The 16,624-nt window shown below is 67.4% G+C and carries 12 protein-coding genes; 7 read left to right on the top strand and 5 right to left on the bottom strand.

Features of this window, described 5'->3' with window-relative positions; genetic code table 11:
- The first annotated feature begins 379 nt into the window (after window positions 1–379).
- On the top strand, window positions 380–2,785 hold the full coding sequence (locus tag H9Q09_RS09050; protein WP_187390772.1) for an ATP-binding protein: 2,406 nt from the start codon (window positions 380–382) through the stop codon (window positions 2,783–2,785).
- Window positions 2,786–2,827: 42 nt separating this feature from the next.
- On the opposite strand, the gene H9Q09_RS09045 is transcribed toward H9Q09_RS09050, so the two are convergent.
- Together H9Q09_RS09045 and H9Q09_RS09040 are read right to left on the bottom strand one after the other, a co-directional pair.
- The gene (locus H9Q09_RS09045) at window positions 2,828–6,718 is read right to left on the bottom strand and encodes a PAS domain S-box protein (RefSeq protein ID WP_187390771.1); all 3,891 of its coding nucleotides are present in this window, start codon (window positions 6,716–6,718) and stop codon (window positions 2,828–2,830) included.
- Between the two features lie 171 nt (window positions 6,719–6,889).
- Entirely contained in the window at window positions 6,890–7,264 is a 375-nt protein-coding gene (locus tag H9Q09_RS09040) for a response regulator (RefSeq protein ID WP_187390770.1), read from the bottom strand.
- A gap of 254 nt (window positions 7,265–7,518) precedes the next feature.
- Here H9Q09_RS09040 and H9Q09_RS09035 point away from each other — a divergent pair, with 254 nt between their 5' ends.
- From H9Q09_RS09035 to H9Q09_RS09015, 5 genes are all read left to right on the top strand, one after another.
- Window positions 7,519–8,754 (top strand): response regulator, encoded by a 1,236-nt coding sequence (locus H9Q09_RS09035; protein ID WP_187390769.1) that lies wholly within the window; start codon window positions 7,519–7,521, stop codon window positions 8,752–8,754.
- On the top strand, window positions 8,751–9,116 hold the full coding sequence (locus tag H9Q09_RS09030) for an Hpt domain-containing protein (protein ID WP_187390768.1): 366 nt from the start codon (window positions 8,751–8,753) through the stop codon (window positions 9,114–9,116). The genes H9Q09_RS09035 and H9Q09_RS09030 overlap by 4 nt, the downstream gene beginning before the upstream one ends.
- Window positions 9,113–10,390 (top strand): diguanylate cyclase, encoded by a 1,278-nt coding sequence (locus H9Q09_RS09025; protein WP_187390767.1) that lies wholly within the window; start codon window positions 9,113–9,115, stop codon window positions 10,388–10,390. The genes H9Q09_RS09030 and H9Q09_RS09025 overlap by 4 nt, the downstream gene beginning before the upstream one ends.
- A 183-nt stretch (window positions 10,391–10,573) precedes the next feature.
- On the top strand, window positions 10,574–11,545 hold the full coding sequence (locus H9Q09_RS09020) for a tripartite tricarboxylate transporter substrate binding protein (protein ID WP_246716072.1): 972 nt from the start codon (window positions 10,574–10,576) through the stop codon (window positions 11,543–11,545).
- Window positions 11,546–11,718: 173 nt separating this feature from the next.
- Window positions 11,719–11,859 (top strand): hypothetical protein, encoded by a 141-nt coding sequence (locus H9Q09_RS09015; protein WP_187390765.1) that lies wholly within the window; start codon window positions 11,719–11,721, stop codon window positions 11,857–11,859.
- An 8-nt stretch (window positions 11,860–11,867) separates the two neighbouring features.
- Here H9Q09_RS09015 and H9Q09_RS09010 read toward each other — a convergent pair whose 3' ends face one another.
- Both H9Q09_RS09010 and H9Q09_RS09005 read right to left on the bottom strand, forming a co-directional pair.
- Window positions 11,868–12,629 (bottom strand): hypothetical protein, encoded by a 762-nt coding sequence (locus tag H9Q09_RS09010; protein ID WP_187390764.1) that lies wholly within the window; start codon window positions 12,627–12,629, stop codon window positions 11,868–11,870.
- Between the two features lie 79 nt (window positions 12,630–12,708).
- Complete coding sequence (locus tag H9Q09_RS09005; RefSeq protein ID WP_187390763.1) at window positions 12,709–15,015, bottom strand: bifunctional diguanylate cyclase/phosphodiesterase; 2,307 nt, start codon at window positions 15,013–15,015, stop codon at window positions 12,709–12,711.
- Between the two features lie 134 nt (window positions 15,016–15,149).
- On the opposite strand from H9Q09_RS09005, the gene H9Q09_RS09000 reads away from it, so the two are divergent.
- Window positions 15,150–15,677 carry a hypothetical protein gene (locus tag H9Q09_RS09000; RefSeq protein WP_187390762.1) on the top strand — a complete coding sequence of 176 codons (528 nt, stop codon included), beginning with the start codon at window positions 15,150–15,152 and terminating at the stop codon, window positions 15,675–15,677.
- On the opposite strand, the gene H9Q09_RS08995 is transcribed toward H9Q09_RS09000, so the two are convergent.
- Window positions 15,665–16,420, bottom strand: coding sequence for a transferase (locus H9Q09_RS08995; protein WP_187390761.1), 756 nt, complete (start codon window positions 16,418–16,420; stop codon window positions 15,665–15,667). The two genes, H9Q09_RS09000 and H9Q09_RS08995, sit on opposite strands and share 13 nt — an antisense overlap.
- Window positions 16,421–16,624: the final 204 nt, after the last annotated feature.

Below are 16,624 nucleotides of genomic sequence, written 5' to 3'. Positions count from 1 at the left end.
ATGACAGGAAACGGGCGCGTTGCAGGACGCGCCCGTTTCGTTTGTTGCGACGGGGCCGGCCCGGTTGCCGGCTCGCCCGGGCCCGACGGGGCCCCTCGGGAGTGGCGGCCGCGTCAACCTCAGATGCTGTGCGGTCGACGAGCCCGCATGGGGGGCCAGACAGAGCCGGCGCATGGCGCGGCAGCCTCCCGCGCCGCATCGGGGATGACACAGTCGCCCGCTGCAACGCGCCGTCCGTAGCGCCCACCAGCCTCGCAACAGCTTCGAGCGAAAGGATTCGCTTACGGTCTTTGCCGGTTTCGCCGTGCTTGTGGTACCGCTGCGCCAGATAGATCGAGGGCGCTTCACATTCGGCCCGGATCGGCAGACTGCGAGCAGCATGACCCCTCTCTGGCAATCCCTCTTCGCCAATCTGGCGCTTGTTTCGATTCTCGTGCTCGCATGGGATTTCGTCACCGAATGGACGACCCGGCTGTCGCCGAAGATCCAGTCCCTGCTGCTCGGGCTGATCCTCGGCATCGGCGCCGTCGTCTCCATGGCCTCGGCGCAGCCGCTGATCGCCGGCTTCATCGTCGATCTGCGCGCGCCGCTGGTCGCTGCGGCCGGCTTCTTCGGCGGGCTGCCGGCGGTCATCATCGCCGGCGTCGCTGCCCTGTTCTATCGCGTGTATCTGGGTGGCGCGGGCGCCATGGCCGGCGTCGCGGACATCGTCATCACCATCGTCGTCGGACTGGCGGCCTATTGGTGGACACGCACGCGTCCGCGCACGATCAACGTCATCCTGGTCTTCGGCCTGGCGGTGGCCTTCGGCCGGCTGGTGGCGTTCCTGGCGATCCCGGCGGATCTGCGGCTATCGCTCCTCGCCCGCACCGGCGTGCCCTTGCTGGTGCTGACCTTCATCAGCGCCGTCCTTATCGCGGTCGTCCTGCAATGGCAGGCGCGCCGGCGCGAACTGTCGGCGACCAACGCCATCTACCGCGCCATGGTGCGGGAGCTTCCGGACTGCCTCAACGTGAAGGACGTGGACGGGCGGTTCATCGCCGCGAACCCGGCCACCGCCGCCATGATGCGGGTTCGCGGTGCCGCCGACCTGATCGGCAAGACCGACTTCGATTTCTACCCGCCCGAACTGGCGGCGCGCTTCCGGGCGGACGAGGTCGCCATGCTGGAAAGCGGCAAGGCGATCCGGACCGACCAGATGACCGTGTTCCCGGACGATTCCGAAGGCTGGCTCAACACGCTGAAGGCGCCGTTCCGGGACCGTACGGGCGAGATCGTTGGCATCATCACCTATAATCGCGACGTCACCGAGCAGAAGCGCAATGCCGCGGTGAAGAACGAGTTCATCGCCACGATCAGCCACGAGTTGCGCACGCCGCTGACCTCGATCCGCGGCTCGCTCGGCCTGATTACCGCCGGCGTCACCGGGGAATTGCCGCCCAAGGCCGCGCACATGGTCGAGATCGCCTACAACAACAGCGAACGGCTGGTGCTGCTGATCAACGACATTCTCGATCTGGAGAAGCTGGAATCCGGCAAGATGCCGTTCGACCTGCAGCGCACGCGCTTGCGCCCCCTCCTGGAGCAGGCGATCGCCGCGAGTTCCAGCTACATGCCCGAGCGCCGCGTCACCATCCGGCTCGTCGACGAGGCGCCCGACATCGAGGCGAAGACCGACACCAACCGCATGCATCAGGTCTTCGCCAATTTCCTGTCCAACGCGATCAAGTTCTCGCCGGTCGACGGGACCGTCACCGTCACGATCGCGCGGCACGGCGACGACTGGGTGCGCATGTCGGTCTCCGACGAGGGCCAGGGCATCCCCGAATCTTTCCGCAAACGCATTTTCGGCAAGTTCGAGCAGGCCGACGCCACCGACAATCGCCAGAAGGGCGGCACGGGGCTCGGCCTCAGCATCGCCAAGACGATCGTCGAGAAGCTGGGCGGCAGGATCAGCTTCGATACCGGCGACAGCGGCACGACCTTCCATGTCGACCTGCCCGAACTGGTCGCCCGGCAGAACGACCCGGCCGGTGTCATCGATCATCGCCCCCGCGTTCTGGTATGCGAGGACGAGGCGGATATCGCCGAGATCGTCGCCGCCCATCTCGACGCGCAGGGGTTTGCCAGCGACATCGCCCCGGGCATCGCCACGGCGCGGACGCTTCTGGCGAACTTCGAATATGTCGCGGTGACGCTCGACATCCGGCTGGCCGGAGACAGCGGCATTGAGCTCTTCCACGAGATCCGCCGGTCGCCGCGCAATCCCGATCTGCCGGTCCTGGTGATCTCGGCCGTGGCCGACGAAACGCGCGAAGCGCTGAACGGATCGGCCGTCGGCATCATCGACTGGCTGGCCAAGCCGATCGACACGGCCAAGCTGCGGGCCGCGCTGGACCGCGTGGCGATCCGCTCGCCCGAGAGCCGGCCGCGCATCCTGCATGTCGAGGACCATCGCGACGTCACCGAAGTGCTTGCCGGCGGGCTGGGCGGCGATGTCTGCGTCACCTCCGCCCGCACGCTGGAGGCGGCGCGCGAACTGGTGGCGCGGCAGCCCTTCGAGCTGGTCATCCTCGACATCAACCTGCCGGACGGCTCCGGCCTCGATTTGTTGCCGGACCTGTCGTCGGACGTCGCGGTGATCATCTTCTCGGCCGACGAGGTCGATCCGAACCTGCCCCGCCGGGTCAATGCGACCCTGACCAAGACCCGCTCCTCGGGGCTCGACGTGGCGCGGCTGGTGCGCAGTTACCTGCCAAGCGGGCCGCAATCCGGCGGCGCCTGATCGCCGCGCGGCTGCGGGGCCGTACGCCCCGCCGGCCGGGTTCTAGGCGCTGAGTCTTCCCGGCTCCGGGGCTTCGCTCTCGCCGCTCGCCAAGGACAGGATCGACGCGACGATGCGGGTTTCGGTCACCCGCGACTTCACCAGGATCTCGTCGACCCGGTCGTCGTCGATCATCACGTCGGCGGCCGACAGCACGAGGGTGGGCACGCGCCCGCCGTCAGTACGGCTGAGCTCGTCGAGAAACGCCAGTCCGTGGCCGTCGGGCAGCGTCAGGTCGAGCACCGCGAAGTCGAAATGTCGGTCCTCCAGCGCCTGCCGCGCCTCGGCGAGGCTGCCGGCACTGACGAGTTCCACCTTGCCGCGCAGCATTGCCGACAGGATCTCGACGAAGTCGCCGTCGTCTTCCAGATGCAGGCCGACCGGCAGGCCGCGCGGCCCGTCATACGCGGCTTCCGCCTCCGACCGTCCGGGCGGCAGGACCGCCGGCTCGGCTGCCTGGCACGGCATGTCGATCCAGAACCGCGCGCCCGCCCCCGGGACATTGGCGAAGTCGATCGTCCCGCCCATCGTCTCGATGATCTGACGCGTGATGTGCAGGCCGAGCCCGGTGCCGCCCTTCTCGCGGGTGGCCGAGGAATCGGCCTGGGTGAAGCGGTCGAAGATGCGCGACTGGAACTCGGCGGGGATGCCGGTGCCATGGTCCGTGACCGAGATCCGGATCGCGCCGTCGATCGGCTCGATGGCCACGTCGATGACGCCCCCCTGCGGCGAGAATTTCGCGGCGTTGGACAGGAGATTGGCCAGAACCTGCTGGAAGCGGGCCGGATCGACCGGGATCCACGCCTCTCCCTCGCCGGTCGCGGTGAACGCGACGGAGACGCCGAAGCGCTCGAAATAGGGCTGGTTGGCTTCGATCGCCTGGGTGACCGCCGCGTTCGGATCGACGAGGACGGTCTCGAAGGCCATCATCCCGGCGGTGATCTTCTCCAGATCGAGAATGTCGTTGATCAGGGCGACCAGCCGCTCGCAATTGGCGACCGCGATGGTCAGGAGACGCGTCGCGGCCGGCGGAACGTCCTTGGCCATCACGCCCTGGATCAGGCCGAGCGAACCGCGGATCGAGGTCAGCGGCGTGCGCAGCTCATGGCTGACCGTGGCGACGAACTCGTTCTTCAGACGGTCCATCTCCTTGCGGTCGTTGATGTCCTGGACGTGGGAGACGAGATAGGCCTGGCCGTCGTGGTCATGCACCAGCGACACGCTGAACAGGCACCAGAGCGCGCGGCCGTCGCGATGCAGGAAGCGCTTCTCGACCTGGTAGGTCGGCAGCGTCTGGGCAATCATCTGCGCCATCTGCTCGCGGTCGATCCCGACGTCGTCGGGATGGGTCACCGCGGCCAGATCGCGCTCCATGAACTCGGCCTCGCTGTAGCCCAGGAAAGCGCAGAGCGCCTGGTTGACCCTGATCCAGCCGCCGTTCAGGTCGAGCATGGCCATGCCCACCGGCGCGTCGCGCAGGGCGAGACGCACTCGCTCCTCGCTGGAGCGCAGGGCCGCCTCGGCGGTTTTCAGCTCGGTGATCTCCGATTGCGTACCGATCACCCGCATCGGCTTGCCGGCCTTGTCGCGCTCGATGACCATGGAATCCGAACGCAGCCAGATCCAGACATTGTCCTTCCGGCGGATCCGGTATTCCGCTTCCGACCGGAAGGTCCCGGTGTCGTAATAGGCGTCCTCGACCGCCTTGAGGGCCGGCAGATCCTCGGGATGGATGCGGGCCAGCCATTCGGCCCGCGGCTCGATGTCGTCGTTGGGCGAGAAGCCCAGCATCTGTTTCCAGGTGTCGGAGACGAAGGACTGCCCGCGGCGGAAGTCGATGTCGAAGACGCCGATGCCGGCCCCTTCGAGCGCATGGTTCCAGCGGCGCTCGTTCGCCTCCAGCGCTTCGACCGCCAGACGCTGCGCCGTCACGTCCCGGATGATCAGCGTATGGCGCAGATCGCCGGATTCGGTCGACCAGTCGTTGCGCTGCACGTCGAGATACAGGCGCTTGCCGGCCTTGCTGCGCGTCTTGATCACCACCGGCGAATCCGACGCGGCCTCGCCCTCGCCGACCGCCGTGGCGAGCGTTGCGGCGGTGATGGCGTCGCAACTGAGAATGGTCTCCACGTGCTGGTTGCGGATCTCGTCGGCGGTGTGACCGAAGATGGCCTCCACGGCGCGGTTGACCGAGAGGATCCGGCCGGCGCAGTCGAGGACGATGAAGCCGACCACGGCGGTGTCGACGATCGCGCGGTTCTCGCGTTCGCGCGCGGCGATGGCGTGGGTCTTCATCTCGACGATGTTGCGGATCGATTCCTCGCGGCGGGCGTGGGAGTACAAGAGCGCGCCGAACAGCACCGTCAGAAGCATGCCGCCGACCAGGATCAGCGTCGCCTCGTTGCTGGCAACGCTCGCCTCGAAACCGGGCGTGCTCTGCCAGGAGACCGTCCATTGCTGCCCCATGACCGGCAGCACCTTCTTCACCTGATAGGCCGGCTCGTGCCCCCCGGACCCGGCGGCCTTGCTGGAATAGATCAGCTGTTCGGGATCGGCCGTGCCGCCGTCATAGACGCTGAGATCGACGCCGACGCCTTGGCTTGCGGTGAGATTGTCCATGAACAGCGGCGCGATGAAGGGCGCATAGACCCAGCCGAGAAAGGCGCGGCGCCGTTCGGTGATGCTGCGCAGCGGCCGGCCATTGGCGTAGAGCGGGCGCAGCAGCAGGAAGCCGGCGCTCTTTGTGGTGTCCTGCACCAGGAAAATCCGGCGGGTGATCACCGCTTCGCCGGTGTCGCGGGCACGCACCGCGGCCTCGTAGCGATTGGTTTCGAAGGCGATGTTGAGCCCGAGTGCCTTCAGGTTGCGATCGCGCGGCTCGATATATTTGATGACGAACCTTGCCGGTGCCGGCGTGTCGGGATGCACCTGCATCGGCCCCACCCCGTCGCGGAACGCCTGGTCGAGGAAGCTCTGCAGGCCGCCCAGGCCGACCGGCTGGATGAAGCCGATGCCGTTGATGCCGGGCAGGTTCTCCTCGATGTTCAGGGCCTCGACGAAGGTCTCCCACTCCTGCGCGGTGGTCGATGCGGAGGCCAGGAACAGGCCCGAACCGCCGTCGAGGCTCTGCTTGTAGGAGGAAATGCGGTGCAGCAGCGCCTGAAGGCTGTCTTCGGCCAGCACCGCGAAGGACGCCTGGTTCTTCTGTTCGGAAATCTCCGTCGTCATCTTCCAGGCGTAGAGGGTCAGGGCAAGCGGGACGATCAGCGCCAGCAGCGACGGGGCGGTGAAACGCGTGACCGGCTGCCCCGACCAGCGCAGGCTCCAGTTCCGCCAGGGCGCGACCAGCGCGAGCGGCAGGACGATCAGCACGCCGGCGACATCGCCGAACCACCATGTGAACCAGTTGCGGGCCAGTGCCTCCGGGACAACGAGGCCGGCGAAAGAGAGCGCTCCAACGCCGATCGAGGCGGCGACGAGGCACGGCAGCGGCCCGGCGCACAGCGCGAAGAGGAGCAGATCGCGGCGGCTCGACAGATTGACCGGCAAGCCGAAGACCTTGCGCACAAGGCCGGCCGCGACCAGCGCCTGGATGGTCGAACCAACCGCGATCGCGACCGCGACGGCAATGCCGGTCGCCGCGATCCCGTCCGGCGCGGCCGCATGACCGGCGCTCAGATTGACGATCAGCGAGCCGAGCAGCACGCCCGGCCAGAGCCCGGCTCCGTAGAGCAGCAGCGCCGCCACGGCGATACCCGAGGCGGGCCACAGAACCGTCGCGTAGCCCGGCGGCACGGCGAGGAGCAGCCCCAGCCAGCCCGCCAGGCCATAGAGAATGATCACGATCGCCAGACGGATCGGATAGAGCTGGGTAAGACGGTGCAGGCCGGTCATGACAGTATCCCCGCGCACCGGACGGCAAGTGTCGACCGGGCAATGCTAGGCGAGCATTCCGTCTTTCCTTTGAGAATAGCTTAAGCTGACGCGACGAGATTGCGCCCTGCGACAAGTCGGCAGTCCTCTACCCCGTCCGTCGGCATGATCGGCCGTGTTCCGGCAGACCGGTCAGCGGTCCAGGTAGCTGCGGGCCTCGCCGGCCAGCGCCATCGGATCGAACGGCTTGGGGATCACGCCGAGGGCGCCGAGACCCAGAAAGCGCTCGACATCGGCCGATTGCGTGCGGGCGGTCATGAAGACCACCGGCACCTCGGCGGTGCGCGCGTCTTCGCGCAGGCGTCGCAATGTCTCGGGTCCGTCCATGCCCGGCATCATCACGTCGAGCAGCACGAGATCGGGCACCCATTCGCTGGCCACCGCCAGGGCTTCGGCGCCCGAGCTCGCGCCGCGGACCTCGAAGCTCGGCTCCAGTTCGAGACACATCACGGCGATTTCCCGGATGTCAGCCTCGTCGTCGACATGGAGAATGCGATGGGTCGTCATGGATATCTTCCTGTCCTGACAGTCTCCGGTACGGCGCATGCCCGGCCCTTCGCGAGGGGTGCGGACGGCGCCCTGCCCGCAATGGCACGAAAGCGCCGCGATGTCGAAAAGCGGGTTAGTGGTGCAACGCTCTTATTCGTAACCATCTGGATTCAAAGCGCTATCAATCCATCCTTAACGCCGATCCCGGACTATCCGGCGCAACACCCACCCTTGGGCAATGTCCAAGGTGCAGGCAAATGGACGGATAGCATATGGACCGCGACATCGGCCTCGCCGTCGTAGACGACGACCCGCTCTTCCTCGACTATGTCTCCAATCTTCTTGCCCTGCAGGGCGGGATGCGGGTCACCTGTCTGGAATCGGAAACCGCGCTGTTCGATACCCTCGGCACCGAGCCGTTCGACTGCATCCTCATGGATTACGACCTCGGCCAGAACAACGGCCTGTCCGTTGCCGAACGCGTCAATGCCATGCTGTCGGACCCGCCTCCTATCGTCATGCTGACCGGCGGCGGCAGCGAACGGACCGCGGTCAAGGCCTTCCGCAGCGGCTTCAGCGACTATGTCTCGAAGCGGGACCTGAAGGTCACCGAGCTGGTCGGCGCCGTGCGCGGCGCGGTGGACCGGCACGAGGCCGCACAAGGCGCCCGGGCCCGGACCGAAGCGCTGCAGGAACGGCTGGAATTCAACGCCACCACCGGCCTCTACGACCAGCGCTTCATGCAGGCGCGGCTGGCCGACTTCACCGCCCCCGGCGCGGCCCGGCGCTTCGCGGTCATCGTCATCGACATCCGTGAACTCGCCACCGTGCGCGCCGAGCTCGGCTACATGGCCGGCCAGCGGCTGTCGAACGCCTTCGCCGCCGAACTGCGCAGCCATCTGTCCGCCGGCGACATCGCCGGCCATCTCGGCGAGGACGGCTTCGTCATCATCGTCGACCGGCCGGCGGCCCTGGCGGATGTGGACACCATGGTCCAGCGCCTGCGCCAGGCGCTGACCCGGGGCTTCACCCTCGACCGGGCGCAGGTCCATCTCGCGCCGCAGATCGGCGTCGCGCTTCACCCGGACGCCGGGACCAGGGGCGACGGCCTGATCGCCGCAGCGCGTCCTGCGCCCACCGGCGAAGCCGCGACCGTGACGGCCTTTTCGGCCACGCCGACCGCCGGCGACGCAGAGACTGCCTCGCCCGCACGGGCTGAAGCCCAGTCGGGCCAGACGCCGATCACCCAGGCGACGGAGCGCCGCAAGGAGCGACGCCAGCGCGTGCTGCGACAGGCCAAGATCCTGATCAACGGCCGCAGCACCATCATCGATTGCAATGTCCGCGACCTGACCGCTTCGGGCGCGCGGCTGAGGGTCGACAGCTATTTCGCCGTGCCGGCGGAATTCGATCTCGCCATCGTGGGAACCGGGATCACCCGCCGGGTGACCACGCGCTGGCAGATCGGACGCGACATCGGCGTCGAATTCGTGGTGGGCGTCGCATGAGCGCACAGCCCGACACCGCCGCCATCGAGGCCCGGCTGATGCGCCTGCGCGAACAATTTGCCGCGCGCGCCGCCACGCATGTCGCGATGCTCGACGCGCTGGCCGGACGGCTCGCCGACGAAGGCGCGCCCGCCGATCGCGAGGAAGTGCGACGCATCGCCCATTCGCTGGCCGGTGCCGGCGGGACCTTCGGCTTCGCCGTCATCTCGAAAAGCGCTGCCGAGCTGGAAGACTTCATTGCCGCCGATCCCGATGACGCGGCACTTGCCGCGCGCATTCGCGGTACCGTCGCGGCCATCCGCGACAATCTTGCCGCAGACGGGCTCGCAGCCGGCGAACCGGCAAAAGGAGACGGCGCATGACCGCCCAGGCAGCCCCCCTCGCCGTTTCCGACCTCGACACCGCCATGCGCCGGCAGGATGAGGGCCCGGCGCGCCAGATCGTCTGCGCCTTTGCCGATGACGGCCGTATCTCCGGCCTGCTGCTGGCCCTGTCCGGCCTCGGCTATGAGGCCGTGGACGGCCGGTCCGGCGTGCCTGACGGCTGCCTCGCGGCGGTCGTGTGCGGCGCTTACGATCCCGATCTGGCGCTGAGCCGTGTCCTGAAGAACCAGGTGCGGGTGGTGCTGGCCGACGCGGCGCCGTCCTTCGCCCGGCGGCTCGCCGTCGCCCGGGCCGGCATCGAGGCGATCATCGCCACGCCCGTCGACACGGTCGAGCTCGGCGCGTGGCTGTCGGATTTCGAGACCAGCGGCGACCGCCAGCAGCGCCTGTCGATCCTCATTGTCGACGACGACGAACTGATTGCCGAAAGCTACGCGCTGGCGCTGGAAGCGGCCGGCATGGACGCCCGCGTGGTGACCGATCCCGCCGACGCGCTGCGGCACATCGCCGAGGTCACGCCGGATCTCGTCCTTCTCGACATGCACATGCCGGGCGCCAGCGGCCTCGAACTGGCGCAGATCATCCGCCAGTCGCGCCAGACCCTGCCCCTGCCGATCGTCTTCCTGTCGGCCGAGCGCGATATCGCCGCGCAGACGCAGGCCCGCCAGATCGGCGGCGACGATTTCATCCGCAAGCCGGTGGACCTCGCCCATCTCGCGGCCACCGTGCGGATGCGGGCCGAACGGGCGCTGGCGCTGCGCCAGATCATGGAGCGCGACAGCCTGACCGGCCTGTTGAACCACGCCCGGTTCAAGGAGCGGGTGACGCTGGAACTGGAGCGCTCGCGGCGCACCGGCGCGCCGCTGACCGTGGCGCTGATCGACATCGACCATTTCAAGCAGGTCAATGACACCCATGGCCACCAGACCGGCGACCGGGTGATCCAGGCCCTGTCGCAATGTCTCGTCGGCGGATTGCGGCGCACCGACGTGGTGGCCCGCTATGGCGGCGAGGAATTCGGCCTGCTGCTACTCGACACGCCGGTCGCGGCGGCGCAGGCCGTGCTCGACCGGATCCGCCTGCGGTTCTCGCAGATCGGCCATGCCGGCGACGACACCTTGTTCCGGGCGACCTTCAGCGGCGGCATCGCGGGCACCCGCGAGGGAACCGACAGTACGGCGATGATCGCCGCGGCGGACGCGGCGCTCTACGGCGCCAAGCGCGCCGGGCGCAACCGCATCACCGGCGCCTGACCGCGGCGCTGCCGGCAAGGTTCGGCGGCGCCGACTTCCCACGGCAGGCTCCAGGGCCTGCCGCACGTGGGCGTCTGCGCTCGAAACAACCCTGACGCGCTTTCGTCATTCCCGAAGGTCATCCAGACTGATTGTTCGCCGGACTTCATGGGGGAACCGGCGCGATCCGTCTGGGAGGACATCATGAAACTGCTCGTCAATGCCGCGGCCGGTCTGATCGCCGGCCTTTTCGCCGTCTCGGGACCCGCACACGCCTTTCCCGATCGGCCGATCTCGATCATCGTGCCCTGGGCCGCCGGCGGCGGCACCGACGCCGTGGTGCGCACCTTCGCCGCCGGCTTCCAGGAAGAGCTCGGCGTGCCGGTCAACGTCATCAACCGCACCGGTGGCGGCGGCATCACCGGCCACTCGGCCATCATCAATGCCGAGGCCGATGGCTACACGCTCGGCGCCGCCAGCCCGGAAATCGGCCTCTACCGCACCCTCGGGACGGCCGACATCTCGCTCGACGATCTCGACCTGTTCTCGCGCCTGGCGATCATCCCGGCCGGCGTCACCGTGGCGGCGGATTCGCCCTTCGAGACGCTGGAGCAACTGATCGCGGCGGTCCGCAGCGAGCCGGCCGGAACCTACTCGTCCTCGGGAACGGGCGTCGGCGGATCCTGGCATGTGGCCGCGGGCGGGCTTCTGGCAGCGGCCGACATCGACCCGCAGAAGCTGAAATGGGTGCCGAGCCAGGGCGGCGCACCGGCCCTGATGGAGGTCATGTCCGGCGGCATCACCATGTTCACCGGCTCGCCGGTCGAGGCGTTGAGCCTCCTCGAGGCCGGCCGGGTGCGCACCCTCGCGGTGATGCTGGACGAGCGTTCAGAGACTTTCCCCGATGCACCGACCGTCAGGGAGGCGCTCGGCAAGGACTGGTCCTATGCCAACTGGTTCGCACTGGTCGCGCCCAAGGGGATCGACGCCGAGGCTCGCGACATCCTCTATCAAGCGGCCGCCCGCGCCAATGCCCGTCCCGAGGTCCAGTCGTCGCTCAAGGAAAGGGGTATCACGCCGGTCTGGGACGCGCCCGGCGAGTTCGACGCCTTCGCGGCGGATTTCACGGCCAAGGCGAAATCGGTCCTCGAAGGCCTGGGGCTGGCCAAGAACTGACGCGCTGAGCCGTTACCGATCCCGGCCGGGCGACTGGCCGGGACTGGCGGGAGGACGCCGACCGACAGCTTTGGACTGGCCGCCGATATTTGTCGGGCGGAACGAAAACACGGATGCGTCTTTTTCAGCGGCGCTCCGTAACTTCGTGTCCCGCCGCCTGACGACAGTCCTTCATGCCCTTCGATCACCTGCGCGAACTCGGCCGTATCCCGAACCCCGGGACGATGACGCCTCGCGCCATCCTCGCCTGGGGTGGCGCGGCCATGGTCGTCGGCTGGGCTCTGGCGATCCTCGTCGCCCTGTCGATGATGTGAGCCGGCCGTCAGACGGCGCGGGCGGTCAGGAACAGCATGCCCGAATAGCCGCTGCGGATTTCCGCCTCGACGATGCCGATCCGCTCGGTCCGGATGTCCGTCGCCAGCGGCGCGAAGACGTCGAGGATGTCTTCCTCCGAGACGTTAAGAACCGGAAACGGCCGGCCGGCCACGGCATAGCCTGACGAGCCGACCAGGAACGCCGCGATCAGGCTGCCGCCCGGCTTCACGCAGCGGGCGAAGCGGTTGCAGGCCAGATCGAACTCGCTGCGCTTCTCGGTGATGGATTCGGCGCAGAAGAACATGGTGGCCGCGTCCCATGTGCGTTCCGGCAGATCATAGACCGATCCGCGCCGGACCTCGGCGGTCGCACGCAGCATCGGCAGCGGATCGTCGGGCAAGGACAGTTCCGGTTCACAGGCGGCCTGCGCCACCTGCCAGAAATGCTGCCATTGCGAACGCAGGGTCGTCGCCGCCAGTTCGGCCTGTAGCCAACCGACATTGCTCTCGGCATATTCCCAGGCCGTGATCCGCCTTGCCCGCGGCGCTGCGCACATCAGCGGAAAGAGGTTCGGCCCGGTGCCGACATCGACGATGTCGAGCTTGCCGCCCAGGGGCTCGGCGCGCTTGAAGGCGGCGCAGGCGGACCGGATGACCGCCTCGTCATCGGCGTGCGGCTCGCCGTAATAATGGTTGAAATAGTATTCCGGGTCGAAGTCCGACCAGCTGTAGCTGGCGTTTCCGGCCGGCCCGTCCCTGTCTGGCGTCACGCTCTTCTCCCGGCTCGTCGATCCTGCAAGGGCAGGCCGGTGCTTTCGCACCGCGCAGGCCCGCCCTGCCGACCAGCCCTTAGCCGAGGTTGGTGTTCGATTGAAGCAGATTGCTCGCCTCGTCGAACTGCAGCGCCACGCTGGAGGAATTGTACGAGCCGATGAAGGCGATGAGTTCTTCGGCCGGCAGCGGCCTGGAGAAGAAGTAGCCCTGCAGATAATCGCTGCCCCAGAAGCGCATGGTGACGCTGTCCGTCACGGTTTCCACGCCCTCGGCGACCACTTCCATGCCCAGCGCATGGCCGAGGCGGATGACCGCCTGCACCACGGTCTGGGCCGACCCCGCCTGGGAGATCGCGCTGACGAAGCTGCGGTCGATCTTCAGCTTGTCGAAGCGGTATTCGACCAGATAGCTCAGGCTGGAAAAGCCGGTGCCGAAATCGTCCAGCGCGATCTGGAACCTCAGGTCCCGGATCGCCTGCAGCGTCGCCATGATGCGGGGCGAGGGTTCGAGCAGCAGTCCTTCGGTGATTTCCAGCGTGACCATCGTCGGGGAGACGCCGGTCTCGGCGATCAGCTCCTGCAGCCGGATTTCCAGATCGCTCTGGTAGAACTGGGCCGGCGACAGGTTGATCGTGACTTCGATGTCCGGCCAGAGCGCGGCCGAGGTCATGGCGCGTTTCAGCACCCAGTCGCCGAGCTTCGACATCAGCCCGATCTCTTCGGCGATCGGAATGAAGACGCTGGGGCTGATCATGCCCTTGACCGGATGCTTCCACCGCAACAGCGCCTCGACGGCGACGATCCGGTTGGAGCGCGCCGAAATGATCGGCTGGTAGTGCAGGTCGAACTGTTCGCCGTTCAGCGCCTCGAGAAGATCCATCTCGATCTCGCGCTTCTGGCGCAGGCTCGCCGCCATCTGGGTCGTGAACCAGGCGGCATGACCGCGGCCGAGACGCTTGGCTTCGTAAAGCGCGATGTCGGCATGGCGCATCAGCTCCTCGATCGAGGCGCCATGCTCGGGAAACCGGGCGAGGCCCAGCGACGCGGTGACGGTGATCTCGTGACCTTCGATCAGCAGGGGCTGCTGGAACGCCTCGACGACCAGCGACGCCAACGGCGTGGCGAAGCTGACACCCGTGCGCGACCGGAAGATTGCGAATTCGTCGCCGCCGAAGCGGGCGAGGAAATCCTGCGGCTCCAGATGTTGGCGCAGCCGCTCGCCGAACGCCTTGATCAGTTCGTCGCCGATGTGATGACCGAGCGTATCGTTGATGTCCTTGAAGCGATCGACGTCCAGATAGCCGATGGTCAGCGCGCCCTCCCGGTTCTGTTCGCTCAGACCGTCAAGCGCCTGGTTGGCGGCAACGACGAAGGCGTGCCGGTTGGGCAGATTGGAGAGGGAATCGTGGGCGGCCTCGTAGCGGGCGGCGGCTTCGCGGGCCGACAGTTCGTTCGAAGCCCGGATCAGCCGGCGCAGCATGACGGCGCACAACAGGCTGAGGCCGATCACGGCAACGGCGACCAGCGGGAGCACGATTGTCAGGAGCGGCTGGCCCGGCCGCTTCGTCGTCCAGTTGAGGTAGCGGGTAGAGAGATTGTCGTCAGTGACAAATGCCTCGGAGACGGTCGCGGCGCCAGTGCTCTCATCCGCCGTAAAGTTGATGTCCGGGATCAGCAGGAACTGGCTGAGCTGCTGCAGGAAGTCGGCGTCGATCCAGTCAACGCTCAGGAGAACGTAAGGCGGTTGGCGCAGCAGCGTCATGTCGACATTCGGGACGATCGTGATGGCGGTCACGATGGCCGGCTTCTCGTCAATGGTCAGGATCGCCCCTTCCCAGGACGCGACGCCCAGCACCTTCTTCAGCACCTCGTAATGCTTCTGGCGTTCGGAGAAGAAATCGTCGCGCTCCGCCAGGCCGGCATTGCCGCCCGTGCGCGTCGCCGTCAGCACCTGCAGCACCTCTCGCCGGCGGACCTCGAAGGCATCGGGGTCCTGCCGCCCCTGGTCGCGATAGGCGTAGACCGGCTTGTTCAGGGAATCGACGATGTAGACCTCGTCGTGCCCGTAGGTCTCGGTCAGGAAGATGCCGAAATTGCTGTCGATGAAACCGAGATCGGGCGTATCGACGATCAATCGGACGGCATCGTCCCACCAGGCGACGCTCTTCTGCTGGTCGAGGGTCCGCGCAACGCTCTGGTTCAGCGCATTCTCGATCCTGGCCCTTTCGGCCTGAACCTCGGTGCGGTTCGCCTTGATGCCCGTATAGACGATCACACAGATCAACAGGGCGCTGGCCACGGCCACGGTGCCGCCGACGACCTGCGCGAGGCGACGCAGATTGGGCCGGGGGCGAGCCTCGCTTTTCTTCGGGATGTCACGCATCTCAATCTCGCTTTCCCCTTTGGCTTAGGGGCGAAGCGCTAAGAATAGTTGAAGGAATGGTGGGTTAGGCTGATTCCCATTCGGCACAATCCTCGCCCGAGGAGCCGCCGCGCCACCAAAGGATGGACCCGCCCATGCCGCTCGACATGGCCGCCGCGGCGTTCGGAAGCTGGGTCCCTTCACTGGTGGCCGACAGCCTCCGGCGCAGCGGCGAAACGCAACAGCCGAGCGAAGCCGTTATCGCGGCGCATCGGGGATTCCTCGCGGCCAACGAGCCCCGGGTCGCGAATCTGGAGATCCTCGCCGCCTATCTGGCGCCGGGGGCGGTGCTCCGGGAGGCGCCGGTCGCGCCCGACGCCGCCGATCACTACGGCGTTGTGCCATCCCTGCCGGACGCGCTCGCCGATCTCCTCGCCCTCACCCGCTCCGGCCTGGCCTCGGCCGACGAGGCGGTGCAGCTCTTCGCGATGCTGCGCCCCTTCACCATGGGCAATGGCCGCGTCGCCCGCGCCCTGTGGCTGTGGCGCACGATCCGCGAGCCCGGCATGAGTGCCGAGGCGCTTGCGGCCCTGTCGTTTCCGCAAGCGCCGGCGTCAGCCGACGGAGACAGTGCCCCGGCGCTGACGGCTTACGTCGGCCGTCCGCAGGGTCAGTGCGTGTAGGCCACCCAGACATTGGGTTCCGAATAGGTGCCGCGCTGGCCTTCGACGTCGATGGCGACCGGCACCAGCCCACCGGCCAGCGTATAATCGCCCGAGGTCTCGAACCGCCGCCCCGCCCAGGTCTCCCAGAAGGCGATATGCTCGCTGACGACCATGGAGCGTTCGCAGGGGTGAACCACCCGGCCGCCCTGCGCGAGATGGCTGCGGAGCCAGGGATCGAAGCAACGGCCGCGCTCGTCCTGCCAGCCGATATAATCGGCCATGGACGCATGGGGATGCACGGTCTTGGCGGAGGGGCGCACCGGCGCAATCATCCGCTCGAAGCCATTGGCCTGGGCGATCCGGTGCAACTCGCCGATCATCCGGAAGGCATAGCCCTTGCCGCGTTCGGCGACCGGCACCGAGATGGCCAGCGCGCCCAGCACATTGGCCTGGCTGCGGCGACCGGTCCCGCCGGTCTCGACCAGCCAGTCCCAGCCTTCCGCCGGGAGTTCGGACAGATCGCCTGCGAACGCGACCGGCACGCAATTGGCCAGCGCGACCGGACGGCCCGTCGCCTCGTCGACGAGGCAGAGCTGAAGGTCGGCGTGGTCTTCCAGCAACCTGTCGTAATGTTCGCGATGGGCCCGTGTATGGTTCAGGAAGCCCAGCGGGCCCCAGACGGCATCCTCGACCTCGACCGCCTGCCGGCGCAGCGCATCGCTGTCCGCCCGTGTCCGTACAACGAGTTCACTCAATGCCATGCCGTTTTCCGCCCGTTAACCATTCGCTCAAGTTCTAATCAAATCTTAATGATTCAGGCCAGCTTGAAATACCGTGGGATCGCTCCATCCGACTGTGCCGACGAAAGCTGATGCGAGGCCGTCCAGACCGGACACATCGGCGGTGATGGCGAGGGTGACGGCGGGATACGAAAGGCGGTGCCGCGCAGCCTTCGGAGGCCTACA

Source organism: Aurantimonas sp. DM33-3 (genome assembly GCF_014334315.1).
GTDB classification, from domain to species: domain Bacteria; phylum Pseudomonadota; class Alphaproteobacteria; order Rhizobiales; family Rhizobiaceae; genus Aurantimonas; species Aurantimonas coralicida.
Note: the sequence above shows the minus strand (reverse complement) of the source record. Positions and strands in the feature narration are given on the sequence as shown.